This window comes from Pseudomonas sp. FP2294 (assembly GCF_030687625.1).
GTDB lineage: Bacteria > Pseudomonadota > Gammaproteobacteria > Pseudomonadales > Pseudomonadaceae > Aquipseudomonas > Aquipseudomonas shahriarae.
In genome coordinates, this window is sequence record NZ_CP117441.1 from 5,553,928 (window position 1) to 5,568,957 (window position 15,030).

The 15,030-nt window shown below is 61.5% G+C and carries 15 protein-coding genes; 6 read left to right on the top strand and 9 right to left on the bottom strand.

Annotated elements, in window-relative coordinates; translation table 11 throughout:
* The first annotated feature begins 128 nt into the window (after positions 1 to 128).
* Complete coding sequence (serA, locus tag PSH73_RS25110; protein ID WP_029289418.1) at positions 129 to 1,358, top strand: phosphoglycerate dehydrogenase; 1,230 nt, start codon at positions 129 to 131, stop codon at positions 1,356 to 1,358.
* A gap of 63 nt (positions 1,359 to 1,421) precedes the next feature.
* Here serA and PSH73_RS25115 read toward each other — a convergent pair whose 3' ends face one another.
* Positions 1,422 to 1,859 (bottom strand): DUF4399 domain-containing protein, encoded by a 438-nt coding sequence (locus PSH73_RS25115; RefSeq protein WP_057440418.1) that lies wholly within the window; start codon positions 1,857 to 1,859, stop codon positions 1,422 to 1,424.
* A gap of 134 nt (positions 1,860 to 1,993) precedes the next feature.
* On the opposite strand from PSH73_RS25115, the gene PSH73_RS25120 reads away from it, so the two are divergent.
* A complete protein-coding gene (locus PSH73_RS25120; protein WP_198830355.1) occupies positions 1,994 to 2,623 on the top strand; it encodes a transporter substrate-binding domain-containing protein in 630 nt (209 codons plus the stop codon).
* 34 nt (positions 2,624 to 2,657) lie between these two features.
* Here PSH73_RS25120 and PSH73_RS25125 read toward each other — a convergent pair whose 3' ends face one another.
* Complete coding sequence (locus tag PSH73_RS25125) at positions 2,658 to 3,152, bottom strand: DUF523 domain-containing protein (RefSeq protein ID WP_057440420.1); 495 nt, start codon at positions 3,150 to 3,152, stop codon at positions 2,658 to 2,660.
* Between the two features lie 2 nt (positions 3,153 to 3,154).
* Positions 3,155 to 3,787: a 2OG-Fe(II) oxygenase gene (locus PSH73_RS25130; RefSeq protein WP_057440421.1), complete on the bottom strand. Its 633-nt coding sequence runs from the start codon at positions 3,785 to 3,787 to the stop codon at positions 3,155 to 3,157.
* Between the two features lie 131 nt (positions 3,788 to 3,918).
* On the opposite strand from PSH73_RS25130, the gene PSH73_RS25135 reads away from it, so the two are divergent.
* Positions 3,919 to 4,671 (top strand): DUF2059 domain-containing protein, encoded by a 753-nt coding sequence (locus PSH73_RS25135; RefSeq protein ID WP_305461578.1) that lies wholly within the window; start codon positions 3,919 to 3,921, stop codon positions 4,669 to 4,671.
* Positions 4,672 to 4,712: 41 nt separating this feature from the next.
* Here the strand turns inward: PSH73_RS25135 and PSH73_RS25140 are convergent, their stop codons facing one another.
* Entirely contained in the window at positions 4,713 to 5,654 is a 942-nt protein-coding gene (locus PSH73_RS25140) for an alpha/beta hydrolase (protein ID WP_057960918.1), read from the bottom strand.
* A 111-nt stretch (positions 5,655 to 5,765) separates the two neighbouring features.
* Between PSH73_RS25140 and PSH73_RS25145 the strand changes: the two genes are divergently transcribed.
* Both PSH73_RS25145 and PSH73_RS25150 read left to right on the top strand, forming a co-directional pair.
* A complete protein-coding gene (locus tag PSH73_RS25145; protein WP_057960919.1) occupies positions 5,766 to 6,341 on the top strand; it encodes a DUF6436 domain-containing protein in 576 nt (191 codons plus the stop codon).
* Positions 6,342 to 6,368: 27 nt separating this feature from the next.
* Positions 6,369 to 8,738 carry a penicillin acylase family protein gene (locus tag PSH73_RS25150; protein ID WP_198817229.1) on the top strand — a complete coding sequence of 790 codons (2,370 nt, stop codon included), beginning with the start codon at positions 6,369 to 6,371 and terminating at the stop codon, positions 8,736 to 8,738.
* A gap of 25 nt (positions 8,739 to 8,763) precedes the next feature.
* On the opposite strand, the gene PSH73_RS25155 is transcribed toward PSH73_RS25150, so the two are convergent.
* On the bottom strand, positions 8,764 to 9,729 hold the full coding sequence (locus PSH73_RS25155; protein WP_057960921.1) for a GlxA family transcriptional regulator: 966 nt from the start codon (positions 9,727 to 9,729) through the stop codon (positions 8,764 to 8,766).
* A 258-nt stretch (positions 9,730 to 9,987) separates the two neighbouring features.
* On the opposite strand from PSH73_RS25155, the gene PSH73_RS25160 reads away from it, so the two are divergent.
* On the top strand, positions 9,988 to 10,629 hold the full coding sequence (locus PSH73_RS25160; RefSeq protein ID WP_057960922.1) for an HD domain-containing protein: 642 nt from the start codon (positions 9,988 to 9,990) through the stop codon (positions 10,627 to 10,629).
* 130 nt (positions 10,630 to 10,759) lie between these two features.
* Here PSH73_RS25160 and PSH73_RS25165 read toward each other — a convergent pair whose 3' ends face one another.
* The 4 genes from PSH73_RS25165 to PSH73_RS25180 form a co-directional block, all read right to left on the bottom strand.
* Entirely contained in the window at positions 10,760 to 11,644 is an 885-nt protein-coding gene (locus PSH73_RS25165; protein WP_057960923.1) for an ABC transporter permease subunit, read from the bottom strand.
* Positions 11,641 to 12,561, bottom strand: a complete 921-nt coding sequence (locus PSH73_RS25170) for an ABC transporter permease subunit (RefSeq protein ID WP_057960924.1) — start codon at positions 12,559 to 12,561, stop codon at positions 11,641 to 11,643. Before PSH73_RS25170 ends, PSH73_RS25165 begins: the two co-directional genes overlap by 4 nt.
* A complete protein-coding gene (locus PSH73_RS25175; protein WP_029289449.1) occupies positions 12,558 to 13,700 on the bottom strand; it encodes an ABC transporter ATP-binding protein in 1,143 nt (380 codons plus the stop codon). Before PSH73_RS25175 ends, PSH73_RS25170 begins: the two co-directional genes overlap by 4 nt.
* Positions 13,701 to 13,767: 67 nt before the next feature.
* Positions 13,768 to 14,862, bottom strand: a complete 1,095-nt coding sequence (locus PSH73_RS25180) for a polyamine ABC transporter substrate-binding protein (RefSeq protein ID WP_057440426.1) — start codon at positions 14,860 to 14,862, stop codon at positions 13,768 to 13,770.
* Positions 14,863 to 15,030 lie beyond the last annotated feature (168 nt).

Consider the following 15,030-nt stretch of genomic DNA (forward strand, 5'->3'; position numbering starts at 1 on the left):
ATGCTAGCATACCGCCCCCGCAGGACAGAGCCCAAGGGCGTTTCTGCGGTGACGGCTTTCCTGCCGTCCGGGTCAGCTTAAGCGATCCGATTCCCTGCCATTTTTCTCCGGGATACAGGTTTACGCAGATGAGCAAGACTTCTCTCGATAAGAGCAAGATCAAGTTCCTTCTTCTGGAAGGCGTCCACCCATCGGCCGTCGACGTCCTAAAGGCCGCCGGGTACACCAGCATTGAGTACATCACCAGTTCTCTGCCGGAATCCCAGCTCAAGGAAAAGATCGCCGACGCGCACTTTATCGGCATTCGCTCCCGCACCCAGTTGACCGAAGAGATCTTCGACCACGCCAAGAAGTTGGTGGCGGTCGGCTGTTTCTGCATCGGCACCAACCAGGTCGACCTCAATGCAGCGCGCGAGCGCGGTATCGCGGTGTTCAACGCCCCGTACTCGAACACCCGTTCCGTGGCGGAGCTGGTGTTGGCGGAAGCCATCCTGCTGTTGCGCGGTATCCCTGAGAAGAACGCTTCCTGCCACCGTGGCGGCTGGATCAAGAGCGCGGCCAACTCCTTCGAAATCCGCGGCAAGAAGCTGGGTATCGTCGGTTACGGCTCCATTGGTACCCAACTGTCGGTACTGGCTGAAGGCCTGGGCATGCAGGTGTTCTTCTACGACACCCTGACCAAGCTGCCGTTGGGCAACGCCACCCAGGTGTCGAGCCTGACCGAACTGCTGGGCATGTCCGACATCGTTACCCTGCACGTGCCGGAAACCGCTGAGACCCAGTGGATGATCGGCGAGAAAGAAATCCGCGCCATCAAGAAGGGCGGGATCCTGATCAACGCCGCGCGCGGCACCGTGGTCGAGCTGGATGCCCTGGCCGACGCGATCAAGGACAAGCACCTGATCGGCGCCGCCATCGATGTGTTCCCGGTGGAGCCGCGCTCCAACGACGACATCTTCGAAAGCCCGCTGCGCGGCCTGGACAACGTGATCCTGACCCCGCACATCGGCGGTTCCACCGCTGAAGCCCAGGCCAACATCGGCCTGGAAGTGGCAGAGAAGCTGGTCAAGTACAGCGACAACGGTACGTCGGTGTCCTCGGTCAACTTCCCGGAAGTGGCCCTGCCGGCTCACCCTGGCAAGCACCGCCTGCTGCACATCCACCAGAACATCCCGGGTGTGATGATGGAGATCAACAAGGTTTTCGCGGAAAACGGCATCAACATCTCCGGTCAGTTCCTGCAGACCAACGAGAAGGTCGGCTACGTGGTGATCGACGTCGACGCCGAATACTCGGACCTGGCGCAAGAGAAGCTGCAGCACATCAGCGGCACTATTCGTAGCCGCGTATTGTTCTAAGGTTTCAAGCGTGTACGAAAAAGGGAGCCCCTCGGGGCTCCCTTTTTTTCGTCTGAACAAATCTTACTTGACGGTAACGGTGATCACTTTTGAGGCTACAGTAGGCTCGAACTGACGATGCAGGTTATCGCCCGCCACCAGTTGCAGGGTGTGCTTGCCTGGGGCCAGGGTCAGCTCGGTCTTGGTTTGCGCCTTGCCGAAGTGAATCACGGTATCGGTGGCCGGAATCGGCTGGCTTGGGTCAGGCAATTGGGTCTGGTCGACCAGCAGGTGGTGATGGCCTGCGCCTGGCACCTGTTTGTCGATGGGTTCCAGGTCCATGCCTTTGATGCCGAACTCGACGGTGAAGGTCTTATCGACCGTAGCACCATCCTTGGGTGAAACAATGAACACTTCAGCACCCTTTGGCGCCGGTGTACGTGGGATATCTGCGGCAGACGCCAGCATTGAAGCCCCCAGCAGCAGGCTGGCCAGGGTTGCACGAGACAAAATGGCTTTCATTAACTTCTCCAGTTTTTCTGTGAAATCTGTAGGGTTATGACAACTTAGTGACGAAACGTTGTCCAAGGCACTCGACACCATAGCAAAGCGAGCCTTAACCGCGTCTCGCACCTTCGAATTCTTTAGGAGTGACCATGCGTTTTCTGCCTGGCCTGTTACTTGTGCTGCCTTTGCTGAGCCCCCTGGCTCACGCCGAACTGTTCGACGACGTGTTTGACCGTGGGGAGCTGCGCATTGCCCTGGAAGCGGACACGCCGCCCTTCAACTTCAAGGAAGGCGACAAACTCACCGGTTTTGAAGTGGAACTGGGTGAGTTACTGGCTCGGGAAATGGACGTACGCGCCTCCTTTATCACCACCGACGACAGCGACTTGCTGCCCGGCGTGGAAAGCGGCAAGTACGACGTGGCGATCAACCACATCGCTGTGACTCCTGAACTGCAGGATCGTTTCGATTTCAGCGCGCCGTATAGCTATTCCAGCGCAAGCTTGATTGCACACAAGCAGCAAAAGCCCCTGCTGGGCAGCCTCGATGCGCTCAAGAGCAGCCAGTTCATAGCCAAGGCGCAGCCCGCTGAAGGTGTGGACCTGCGCCGCCCGGTGAATGCCAACGCGACGTTGACCCTGGCGATCCCCTTCCAGAAGGGCAACCCGGCGTTCAAATCGAGCCTGGACAAAGCACTGGAGCGGATCAAGGCCGATGGGCGGCTGACGGCGCTGTCGAAAAAGTGGTTTGAGGCTGACACCAGCAAACCCACCCAATAAGCAATGTGGGCACAAGCCTAACCTCACATTGGATCTAGGTCGGGTTTGAGAGCTGGGCCAGGGCGGCAGCCGCCTCAACCAGCTCCAGCTCGCTGAACACCAGTACCCCATGGCGCTTGAGCAACGCGGCCGTCACGCCTTCGCCCGTGACTTTCACCCCACTGAAGGTGCCGTCATACGTCAGCAGGTTGCCGCATGACGGGCTGTTGGCCTTGAGTACGGCGATGCGGATGCCATGAAGCTGCACCAAAGCCAGGGCCTGGCGCGCGCCGTCAAGGAAGGCTTCGCTGAAGTCCTCGCCATTGGCGGTCAACACTTGGGCGCGGCCTTCCCACACATCCATGCCCTGCCCGCCCGGAATCTCGGCAGATGGCCGTGGGGTAGGCAGGCCACCGGCCACTTCCGGACACACCGCGACCACTCGGCCCTCGGCTTGCCAGGTCGCAAGTTGGTCAAACGGCCCGCTGGCCCCACCGTCGTAACGTACGCGATGCCCCAGCAGGCAGCGGCTGACCAGAATCTTTTGCATGCTCAAAACGGCTCGTTGCCCCGCCGGCGAAACCAGCCGGTCAGGGACAAGCGTTCGCGGTGGGCAGGCAGGACTTCATGGGGCACTTCCCCCGACAGGAACACCACCAGGCAACCGCCGGCGGGGTCCACATCGTGCTCAACGCCGTCCTTGAGGTACATGCGTAACTGGCCGCCGTGCTCGGGCAGCCAGTCCTGGTTCAGGTAGACCACCGCCGAGACCATGCGCCGGTCATCGTCGCGAAAACGGTCGAGGTGCTTGAGGTAAAACGCCCCCGGCGGGTACATGGCGAAGTGGCATTCGAACTCTTCCAGGCCGAGGAACAGCCCACGGTTCATCGCCAGCCGCAGGCTGTCCATCAACGCCAGATAGCGGTCGCAGATAGCTGCTTGGCCGGGCTCCAGCCACTGGATATGGTCGCCACGGATCCCCTCGCGAATCTCCTGGGCCGGGCCGCGTCCGACAGCGGCCGGTGCCAATTCACCTTCAGCGGCACGTTTATGGCACTCAGCCGCCAGTTCCAGGGTCAGAGCCTCTGGCAGGAAGATGTTCTGCTGCGACCAGCCCTTCACGGCCAGGTCGTCGACAATGCGTAGCAGCAGCGGGTCATCAGGGGATATTTGCATGGCGCGCATAGTATCCATACGCCTGGCAAACCGACAGCGCCGCCTAGCGCCTAAACACACTTTAGTCAGGTGACTGATAGGACTTCTCGACAAATCCTACGCCCGACACGGACAATAGTGGCCGACTGACAGGAGTCCCTATGCGTCGTTTGTTTTTATCCTTGCTGATGTTCTGCGTATTGCCCGCCTGGGCAGACAGCCATGACCAGTTGTATGCGGTCGCCGGCTGGCCGGAACAACGCGCGCATTTTAATGACGCCTTGAGTGCTGCCCAGCAGCGCTACCGCAACAGCTTGCCGCCGGCGGTGTACCAGGCGCTGGTGGACAACAGCAATAAACGCTTCGCCCCCAAGGCCATGGATCAGCGCGCCGAAGCCCAGTTGCGCCAGAACCTGGCGGACCCCAAACCGGCGCTGGCGTTTTTCCAATCGCCGCTGGGGCGCAAGATTGTCGCCGCCGAGTTGCTGGCGACCCGCCGTGACCAGTTGGCCAAGAACGCCCAGGGCTTGCCGCAGATCCAGGCCGACGCCACCCGCAGCCTGATCATCGGCCACCTGGCCCAGGCCCTGCCCGCCCGCGAAGCCGGGGCCGAGGTCAGCCTGGCGATTGCCGGCGTGGCCGCAGACAGCCTGAGCCAGATGATCCCCGGCCTGTTGGGCGGCGGTCAGGCGCAAAGCATGCTCAACGGCCAGCGCGAGCGCTTGATGCAGCAGATCGGCAATGACCTGAACAACACTTTGCTGTACGTCTATCGGGATCTGTCGGACCCGGAGCTGGAAGAGTTCGCCACCTTTGCCGAATCGCCAGAAGGCAAGGCTTACTACCAGGCGGCACTGGAGGCGATCCGCGCCGGGCTGGCGGTGGGGCAAAGCACTTCAAGCCTGGCCCCGTAACAATCTGCGAACGGGTTTGCCTGCTCCCAGATTTGATTGCGTCAGGTCAGATGGTCGCTGAGAAACTTGAAGTATTCCTCGCGAATTTGCGGCAGCTCATTGGCCAGATGATGCCGGCCCTTGGGCAACATCAGGATCTGCGGCTGATCAAACTTGCCGCGCAGCACCTGCAGATTGTGCTGCCAATCCACCGTCATATCCTCCTCGCCCTGCACGATCAGGGGCCGTCGCGTGCTGCGCGGCGCGGCCTCGATGCGTTTGATCCAGCGCGCCAGCGCGCCCACCCAGGCGGTCGGCAACTGCCGGGGCTGTAGCGGATCGGCTTCGAGGAACGGACGGAACGCCGGGTCATTGCTGTTATCGCTGAAACGTCGGGCGATGCCTTTGACGAACGGCTTGAGCAGGTAATAGCTCAGTTGCGACCAACCCCAGGCACGCGGCCGCACCAGTGGCGACAACAGGAAGGTCTGGCCTTGCGCCGGGCTGCTGGCGCCCTGGTTGAGCAGATGGTCCACTACAATCGCCCCGCCAGTGCTTTGCCCGAACAGATGCCAGGGCTTGGGCAGCTGCAGCGCGTCGGCCTGTGCAAACAAGCCCTGCACCACATGCTGGTACACCGCGAAGTCGTCGATACTGGCGCGCTCACCGCTGGACAGGCCATGGCCCGGCAAATCGCAGGCAATCACCACGAAGCTCTGGTCCAGACCCCATTCCACCACGCTGCGGTACAACCCCATGTGGTCGTAGAAACCGTGGAACATAAACAGTGTTGCCACAGGTTGCGCCGGCCACCAGACCTGGCTGACTACCTCGAACCCATCCACTTCGAAGCGCCCCAGGCGGCTGGCCACCAGGGTTTTGCGCGCGGCCAGGTCCAGCCCGTAGAAGCGCTGGTAGACCCTGGCCTCAGCCGAAAGCGGCTGCGCGTCCACCAGGGGCCGCAAGCTTTCGCGCAGATGATCGGGGTCAAAGGTAACGGGCATAAGTACTTCCAGACTAGGGCTTCACAGCAGTGAACAGATGAATATCGAGTCGCGATATTCATCTGTCAGGGCAAGCATGGCAAGCTACGCCACCGTCGAGGATTGTTCTGAATGCGAAAACCCTACCGCTCTGCCCTGCTCGCCAGCCTGATCCTGCTGATCTGCGCCGCCGTGCTGTGGGCCGCGTATGACTGGTTCCAGGGCCGCTACCTGCGGGCATTCAGCGAGCATACGGCGGTGTTCTCCGGCGACCTGCTGCGCCTGCCCGACGACCTCGCCGGGCCCGGCCCGATCCGCCTGGTGCACTTCTGGGACCCGGCCTGCCCGTGCAATGTCGGCAACCAGCAGCACCTGAGCGAACTGATCGAGCAATACGCGCCCCAGGGCGTGGAGTTCTATGCCCTGCAAAAAACCGGCAGCCACGGCCAACTGCCCGAGAACCTCGGCGCGATGAAAATCATCACCGCCCTGCCCGGCGCCGACCAGGTGCCCGCCAGCCCAGCGGTGGGCATCTGGGACCGCAACGGCAAACTGGCGTATTTCGGCCCGTACAGCGAGGGCCTGACCTGTAATTCGAGCAACAGCTTTATCGAACCGATCCTGCAGGCGCTCAACGGCGGCCGGGCGGTGAATGCGACCCACACCCTGGCGGTGGGCTGCTATTGTTCCTGGCCAAAAGGCTCCTAGCCCAACTTCTAATAATAAGGATCGTTCATGAAGCGCGTCTTGTCGGGTCTCGCGGCCCTGCTGGTGTTGATCGCCCTCGGGGCTGGCTGGTACGTCTACAGCAAGCAACCGACCCGCCAGGGCACGGTGGAGCTGGCCAACCTGCAAGGCTCGGTGACGGTGCGCTACGACGACCGTGGGGTGCCGCATATCCGCGCCGAGAACGAGGCCGACCTGTATCGTGCCCTGGGGTATGTGCATGCCCAGGACCGCCTGTTCCAGATGGAAATCATGCGCCGCCTGGCGCGCGGTGAGCTGGCCGAGGTGCTCGGCGCCAAGTTGCTCGACACCGACAAGCTATTCCGCAGCCTGCGCATCCGCGAGCGCGCCACCACCTACGCGGCGCAGATGGACCGCCAGTCACCGCACTGGAAGGCCCTGCAAGCCTATCTGGACGGGATCAACCAATATCAGGACCGCCACGCCAGCCCCATGGAGTTTGACGTGCTGGGCATCCCCAAGCGGCCGTTCACCGCCGAAGACACCATCAGCATCGCCGGTTACCTGGCCTACAGCTTTGCTGCGGCTTTTCGCACAGAGCCCTTGCTGACCTACGTGCGCGACCAACTGGGCAGCGACTACCTGAAGGTGTTTGACCTCGACTGGAAACCCAAGGGCGACCTGAGCCTGGCCGCCGCCGACTGGCAGGGCTTGAGTGCCATCGCCCGCCTCAGCGAACAGGCCCTGGCCGACAATGGCCTGCCGCAGTTCGAAGGCAGCAACGCCTGGGCCATCAATGGCAACCGCACCAAGAGCGGCAAGCCGTTGCTGGCGGGCGACCCGCATATCCGTTTCTCGGTGCCGTCGGTGTGGTACGAGGCGCACCTGTCGGCGCCCGGCTTTGAACTCTACGGTTATCACAACGCCCTGGTGCCGGTGGCGTTCCTGGGCCACAACAAAGCGTTCGGCTGGAGCCTGACGATGTTCCAGAACGATGACCTCGACCTGATCGCCGAGCAGGTCAACCCGGACAACCCCAACCAGGTGCGCTACCACGACCAGTGGGTCGACATGACGACCAGCGAGCAACAGATCGCGGTCAAGGGCCAGGCCCCGGTGACGCTGACCCTGCGCCAGTCGCCCCACGGCCCGATCATCAACGACGTGCTCGGCGCCAATGCCGGCACCACGCCGATTGCCATGTGGTGGGCGTTCCTCGATACCGAAAACCCGATCCTCGATGGTTTCTACCAGCTCAACCGCGCCGACACCCTGGCCAAGGCCCGCATGGCAGTGGCCAAGGTGCATGCGCCCGGGCTGAATATCGTGTGGGCCAATGCCAAGGGCGATATTGGCTGGTGGGCTGCAGCGCAGTTGCCGATCCGCCCGGCCGGGGCCAACGCCGGATTCATCCTCGATGGCAGCACGGCCCAGGCCGACAAGCTGGGCTTCTACCCTTTCAGCGCCAACCCCCAGGAAGAAAACCCGGCCCGTGGCTACGTGGTCTCGGCCAATGCCCAGCCGGTGTCGCCTACTGGCGTGCAGATCCCCGGCTACTACAACCTGGCGGACCGTGGCCAACAGTTGAACGCGCAATTGAGCGACAACCAGGTCAAATGGGACCTGGACAACAGCCAGGCCCTGCAACTGGGCACCACCACCGCCTACGGGCCACGCCTGCTGGCGCCGCTGTTGCCGGTGCTGCGCGAGGTGGTCAAGGATCCCGCCGAACTCAAGTTGCTGGAACAGTTGGCCGCCTGGAAAGGTGATTACCCGGTGGAGTCGATCCCCGCCACGCTGTTCAACCAACTGTTATACGACCTGACCGACGCGGCCTTTCGTCCCAAGCTGGGTGACGAGATGTTCAAGACCCTGATCACCACCCGTGTGGTCGACGCCGCCTTGCCGCGCCTGGCCGCTACTGCCGATTCGCCGTGGTGGAACGGGCAGCGCGCCGCGACCGTCAAGCGCGCCTGGGACAACAGCCTGGCCCATCTGAAAAGCACCTTCGGCGACGACCCGGCACAATGGCAGTGGGGCAAGGCCCATACCCTGACCCACGGCCATCCGCTGGGGGTCAAGCAGCCGCTGGACCAGATCGTCAATGTCGGGCCGTTTGCCGCACCGGGCAGCCACGAAGTGCCGAACAACCTGTCGGCAATCATTGGCCCGGCACCGTGGCCGGTGACTTACGGCCCGTCCACCCGACGCCTGGTGGACTTCGCCGACGCCGCTCACGCCCTGACCATCAACCCGGTGGGCCAAAGCGGCGTGCCATTCGACAAGCACTATGCCGATCAGGCCGAGACCTATATCGAAGGCGGGTACGAACAGGCGCATTTTGATGAAGAAGAGGTCCAGGCCAATACCCGTGGCACCCTCAAACTGTTGCCCTCCCGCCCCCCACAACAGCCCTGAAGAAACACACTAAACATGTGGGAGCTCAAACCAGCGCCGCAAAGTTGAGTCGGAACTGCTGCGGCGTCACCCCCAGCCGGCGATTGAACACACTGCGCAGGTGCTGGGCGTCGCGAAAGCCGCATTGGTAGGCCACGGTCTTCAGCGGCGCCGTGCTGCTTTCCAGTAGCACCCGCGCCGCATCCACCCGCGCCCGCTCGACAAACTCCGCCGGAGTGATCCGCGCCTCGCGGGCAAATACCCGCGAGAAATTGCGCGCACTCATATTGGCCGCGCGGGCCAGATCAGCAATGCCCAGGTCGCCGGTCAGGTTCGCCAGCACATACAACTGCACCTGTGCCACGGCCGAGGTGGCTTCGGCGTGGGGCGTGAGAAACGGGCTGAACTGCGATTGGCCGCCGCTGCGCTGGGTAAACACCACCAGGCGCTTGGCCACGCTCAGGGCCACTTCCGGGCCGTGGTCCTGGGCCAGCAGGTACAACGACAGGTCGATACCCGCCGTGACCCCGGCCGACGTGTAGAGGTTGCCGTCCTGCACGTAGAGGCGGTCGGCGTCGACCTGAGTCGAGGGGCATAGGCGCGCCAGATCAGCCGCGTCGCTCCAGTGGGTGGTAACGGTTTTGCCATCCAGCAATCCGGCCCGGGCCAGCATGAAGGCGCCGTTACAGATCGAACCGAAGCGCCGGGCCCTGGCGCTGGCGTCCTGCAGCCATTGATTGAACGCCAGGCCGAAATCCTCGAAGGGCAACTGCGGGCCGCCAGCGACCAACAGCAGGTCATAGGCTTGCAGGGCTTCGCTGTAATGGGTGTGGGCCTGCAAGGACAGACCGTTGGAACAGGCGATCTGACCCTGGACCTGGCCGATGACTTCGAGCTGGTAATGATCCTCCGGCGCCAGGAAGCGATTGGCCTCGCAGAACACATCCATGGGACCGGTCACATCCAGTGACTGGACGCCGGGAAAGATCAGGATCGCGACGGTCTTGTGCATGGGTAAACCTTCCTCTGGACTGTCGCAAAACCCTGTGGGAGCTGGCTTGTCTGCGATGGCATCCCCTGGGTATACCTGATGTACCGAGGCGATGCTATCGCAGGCAAGCCAGCTCCCACACTGGATCGTGTACAACCATGGCGCGATATGAAGGCACATTGGCCGGGATCGCGCCCCTGCGGTGGTGGTTGCCTGGCAACTGGGCGATCAGACTGCACTCATCAGCGCCAACCCCGCGTTTTCTTGAGGATCATGACCATGAGCACCACCATCGCCGGCATCCAAATCCCCGACAGCGCCCTGGCCAAGGCCACCACCGAATACATCCGCGACATTGAATCCGACCTGCTCTACCACCACTCCCGCCGGGTGTTCCTGTTTGGTGCCTTGAGCGGCGAGCGCAAGCAGATGGCCTATAACCCGGAACTGCTGTACGTCGGCGCGATGTTCCATGACCTGGGCCTGATGGACGGGCACCGCAGCGATGACGAGCGTTTTGAAGTGGACGGCGCCAACGCGGCCGCCGCCTTTCTCAAGCCCTATGGCTTGAGCGATGACGATATCGAGCAAGTATGGCTGTCCATCGCCCTGCACACCACGCCAGGCGTGCCCAAGCACCTGCGCCCTACCGTCGCCCTGGTGACCGCTGGCGTGGAGATGGACGTGCTGGGCATGGACTACGCCGCGTTTACCCACGTGCAGCGCGAGGCGGTGGTGCATGCGCATCCACGGGGTGAAGGGTTCAAGGAGTGCATCATCTGCGCGTTTGCCGACGGTTTGCGCCATCGCCCGCAGACCACGTTTGGCAACGTGAAGACCGATGTGCTGGTGGATCAGGAACCGGGGTTCAAGCCGATGAACTTTGTCGAAGTGATTCGCCAGTCGCCGTGGACGGCTTAATCAACTTGAAATGCAATCAAATGTGGGAGCTGGCTTGCCTGCGATAGCGGTGGTTCAGTCACATCTTCAGTGACTGACACTCTGCTATCGCAGGCAAGCCAGCTCCCACATTTTGAGCCTATTCCGGCGTTTAGACCGGTGCTGGCGCCCGGCGTACATCCGGCTGTTTCCAGCCATCCGCTGCCGCTTCTTCGATGGCTTGCTGGATGGCCTTCTTGCGCCGCTCTTCAGCACGGCGGCTGAAGAACCACACCAGGAACGTCACCAGCGACACCGCCAGCAAAATCAGGCTGGCCACGGCGTTGATCTCGGGTTTGACCCCAAGGCGCACCGCCGAGAACACTTCCATCGGCAAGGTGGTCGAACCCGGGCCCGAGACGAAGCTGGCCAGTACCAGGTCATCCAGGGACAACGCGAAGGACATCATGCCGCCCGCCGCCAGCGACGGCGCGATCATCGGGATGGTGATCAGGAAGAACACCTTCCACGGCCGCGCACCGAGGTCCATGGCCGCCTCTTCGATCGACAGGTCCAGCTCACGCAAGCGCGCCGACACCACCACCGCCACATACGCCGCACAGAACGTGGTGTGGGCGATCCAGATGGTGACGATGCCACGCTCCTGGGGCCAGCCGATCATCTGCGCCATGGCCACGAACAGCAGCAACAGCGACAGACCGGTGATCACTTCCGGCATCACCAGCGGCGCGGTCACCAGGCCGCCAAACAGCGTGCGGCCCTTGAACTGGCTGATACGGGTCAGCACGAACGCTGCCAACGTACCCAGCGCCACCGCGGCCACCGCCGTGTAGCAGGCGATTTCCAGGGAGCGCGCCACCGAGCCCATCAACTGGGAGTTGTCCAACAGACCCACGTACCACTTGATCGACCAACCCCCCCACACCGTCACCAGCTTCGATTCGTTGAACGAATAGATCACCAGGATCAGCATCGGCAGGTAGATGAACAGCAGCCCTACGACCAGCATGAAGCTGGAGAAACTGAAGCGCTTCATACCTTGCCCTCCATCTCTTTGGCTTGGCTGCGGTTAAACAGAATGATCGGCACGATCAGGATCGCCAGCATCACCACCGCCAGCGCAGAAGCCACCGGCCAGTCACGGTTGTTGAAGAACTCTTGCCACAACACTTTACCGATCATCAGGGTTTCCGGGCCGCCCAGCAGTTCCGGGATCACGAACTCGCCCACCACCGGGATGAATACCAGCATGCAGCCGGCGATGATGCCGTTCTTGGACAGCGGCACGGTGATTTTCCAGAAGCTGTTGAAGGTGCTCGAACCCAGGTCCGACGCGGCCTCCAGCAGGCTCTGGTCGTGCTTCACCAGGTTGGCGTACAGCGGCAGGATCATAAACGGCAGGTACGAATAGACCACGCCGATATACACCGCGATATTGGTGTTGAGGATCTGCAACGGCTCGTTGATCAGGCCGATGGACATCAGGAAGCCATTGAGCAAGCCGTTGTTGCTGAGGATGCCCATCCACGCATACACGCGGATCAGGATCGCGGTCCAGGTCGGCATCATGATCAGCAGCACCAGCACGGTCTGCATCTCTTTGCGCGCACTGGCGATGGCGTAGGCCATCGGGTAGCCGATCAGCAGGCACAAGGCCGTGCTGAAAAACGCCATCTTCAACGAGCCCAGGTAGGCGGCGATGTACAGCTCGTCGCCGGCCAGCAGGCTGTAGTTGGCCAGGTTGAGCACCACCTCCAGCTTCTGCTCGATGTAGGTGTAGATCTCGGTGTAGGGCGGGATCGCCACGTCCGCTTCGGCAAAGCTGATCTTCAGGACGATGAAGAACGGCAGCATGAAGAACAGGAACAGCCACAGGAACGGAATCCCGATGACCACCTGCTTGCCGCTGGGAATTATTCGGTGCAATCGCCGTTTGAATTTCTTCATGTTCATGAGCGAAGTACCACGCCGCTGTCGTCTTCCCACCACACGTAGACCTGGTCACCCCAGGTCGGCCGCGCGCCACGGCGTTCGGCGTTGGCGACGAAGGACTGCACCAGCTTGCCGCTCGGCAGCTCGACGTAGAACACCGAATGGCCGCCCAGGTAGGCGATGTCATGCACCTTGCCGCTGGACCAGTTGTGCTCGCAGGTCGGCATCTCGGTGGTGACCAGCAGCTTTTCCGGGCGGATAGCGTAGGTCACCGACTTGTCTTCCACCGACGTGGCGATGCCATAACCCACGTAGATATCGCGGTCCAGGTCGGCGCACTTGAGCACTGCGTGGCCTTCGGCGTCATCCACCACCACGGTGTCGAAGATGTTGACGTTGCCGATGAACTCGCACACCAGGCGGCTGGTGGGGGTTTCGTAGATGTCGATCGGGCTGCCGATCTGCGCGATCCAGCCCAGGTGCATGATCGCGATGCGCTCGGCCATGGTCATGGCCTCTTCCTGGTCGTGGGTCACCATCACGCAGGTCACGCCGACGCGCTCGATGATTTCGACGAGTTCAAGCTGCATCTGCGAACGCAGCTTCTTGTCCAGGGCGCCCATCGGCTCATCGAGCAGCAGCAGTTTCGGGCGTTTGGCCAGGGAACGGGCCAGGGCCACCCGCTGACGCTGGCCGCCAGACAACTGGTGCGGCTTGCGCTTGGCGTACTGGCTCATCTGTACCAGCTTGAGCATCTCGGCTACGCGGGCCTCGACTTCGGCCTTGGGGATCTTGTCCTGTTGCAGGCCGAAGGCGATGTTCTGCGCCACGGTCATGTGGGGGAACAAGGCGTAGGACTGGAACATCATGTTGATCGGCCGCTCGTAGGGCGGCATATCGGTGATATCAACACCGTCGAGGAAAATCCGCCCTTCGGTCGGGCGCTCGAAACCTGCGAGCATGCGCAGCAAGGTGGATTTGCCCGAACCCGATCCGCCGAGCAAGGCGAAGATCTCGCCTTTCTTGATTTCCAGGGACACATCGTCCACGGCAATCGTCTCGTCGAACTTCTTCGTGACCCGGTCGATTTTGACCAACACCTTTTTCGGTGTCTGGTCGCCCTCGAGGGCTTTCTTATAGGCGCCGGAGGCAACTGCCATTTACGAAACTCCCAGAAAAAAAGAGTGCAGAACGTCCAATACAGACGAACCTTAGATAGTGTGAGCCTTACTTGCCCGTCTTGACCTTGGTCCAGCTACGGGTCATCAAGCGTTGCACTTTCGGGGGTAGCTCGAAGTTGACAAATGTCCGGTCGAGAACCGCCTGCGGTGGGTAAACCGCTTCGTCGGTGCGTATTGATTGCTCCATCAACGTATCCGACCCTGGGTTAGGGTTGGCGTAGCCGACGTAATCACTGACCTGAGCGATCACTTCAGGTTGCAGTAAATAGTTGATGAAGGCGTGGGCCTCCTTGACGTTGGTCGAGTCCTTGGGGATCGCCAGCACGTCAAACCACAGGTTGCCGCCTTCTTTCGGAATCGCGTAGGCGATGTTTACGCCCTTGCCAGCCTCGCTGGCGCGGGCCTTGGCCTGGAACACATCGCCGGAGAACCCGGCGGCCACGCAGATATTGCCGTTGGCCAGGTCCGAAATGTATTTGGATGAGTGGAAGTAGGTCACGTAGGGACGCACTTTCAGGAGTTTTTCCTCAGCCTTCTTGTAGTCGGCCGGGTTGGTGCTGTTGGGGTCCAGGCCCATGTAGTTGAGCACCGCTGGCAGCATTTCATCCGCCGAGTCCATAAAGGACACGCCGCAACTGGCCAGCTTCTTCATGTTTTCCGGCTCGAACAGCACGGCCCAGGAGTCGATTTTGTCGACACCCAGCACTTCTTTGACTTTGTCGACGTTGTAGCCAATGCCGTTGGTGCCCCACAGGTAAGGCACGGCGTATTGGTTACCCGGGTCGTTCTTTTCCAGGCGCTTGAGCAGCGCCGGGTCGAGGTTGGCGTAGTTGCTCAACTGCGCCTTGTCGATTTTCTGGAACGCGCCCGCCTTGATCTGCTTGCCCAGGAAGTGGTTGGACGGCACCACCACGTCATACCCGGTGCGCCCGGCCAGCAATTTGCCTTCCAGGGTTTCGTTGGAATCGAACACGTCGTAGACGGGCTTGATGCCGGTGGCCTTTTCAAAGTTGGCCAGGGTGTCGGGGCCGATATAGTCCGACCAGTTATAAACATGCACAGTCGAAGCCGCCTGCACGCTGACTGCCAACGTGAGACCCGCCCCTACCAGCAAGGCTTTGCGAAATAAAGAAATTGGCAAGTGGAGGTCCTCTTAAATAGTTGGGCCCAAAGTTGTTGCCCGACAACAAAACCGGCGCGCAACTTACCCTCGATAAACCGATCCGGCAAAGCTTTCTGTCATTTAATGGGTGGGAGCGGGCTTGTGTGGGAGCGAGCAAGCCCGCTCCCCTCCAAACCCCCTCCCACA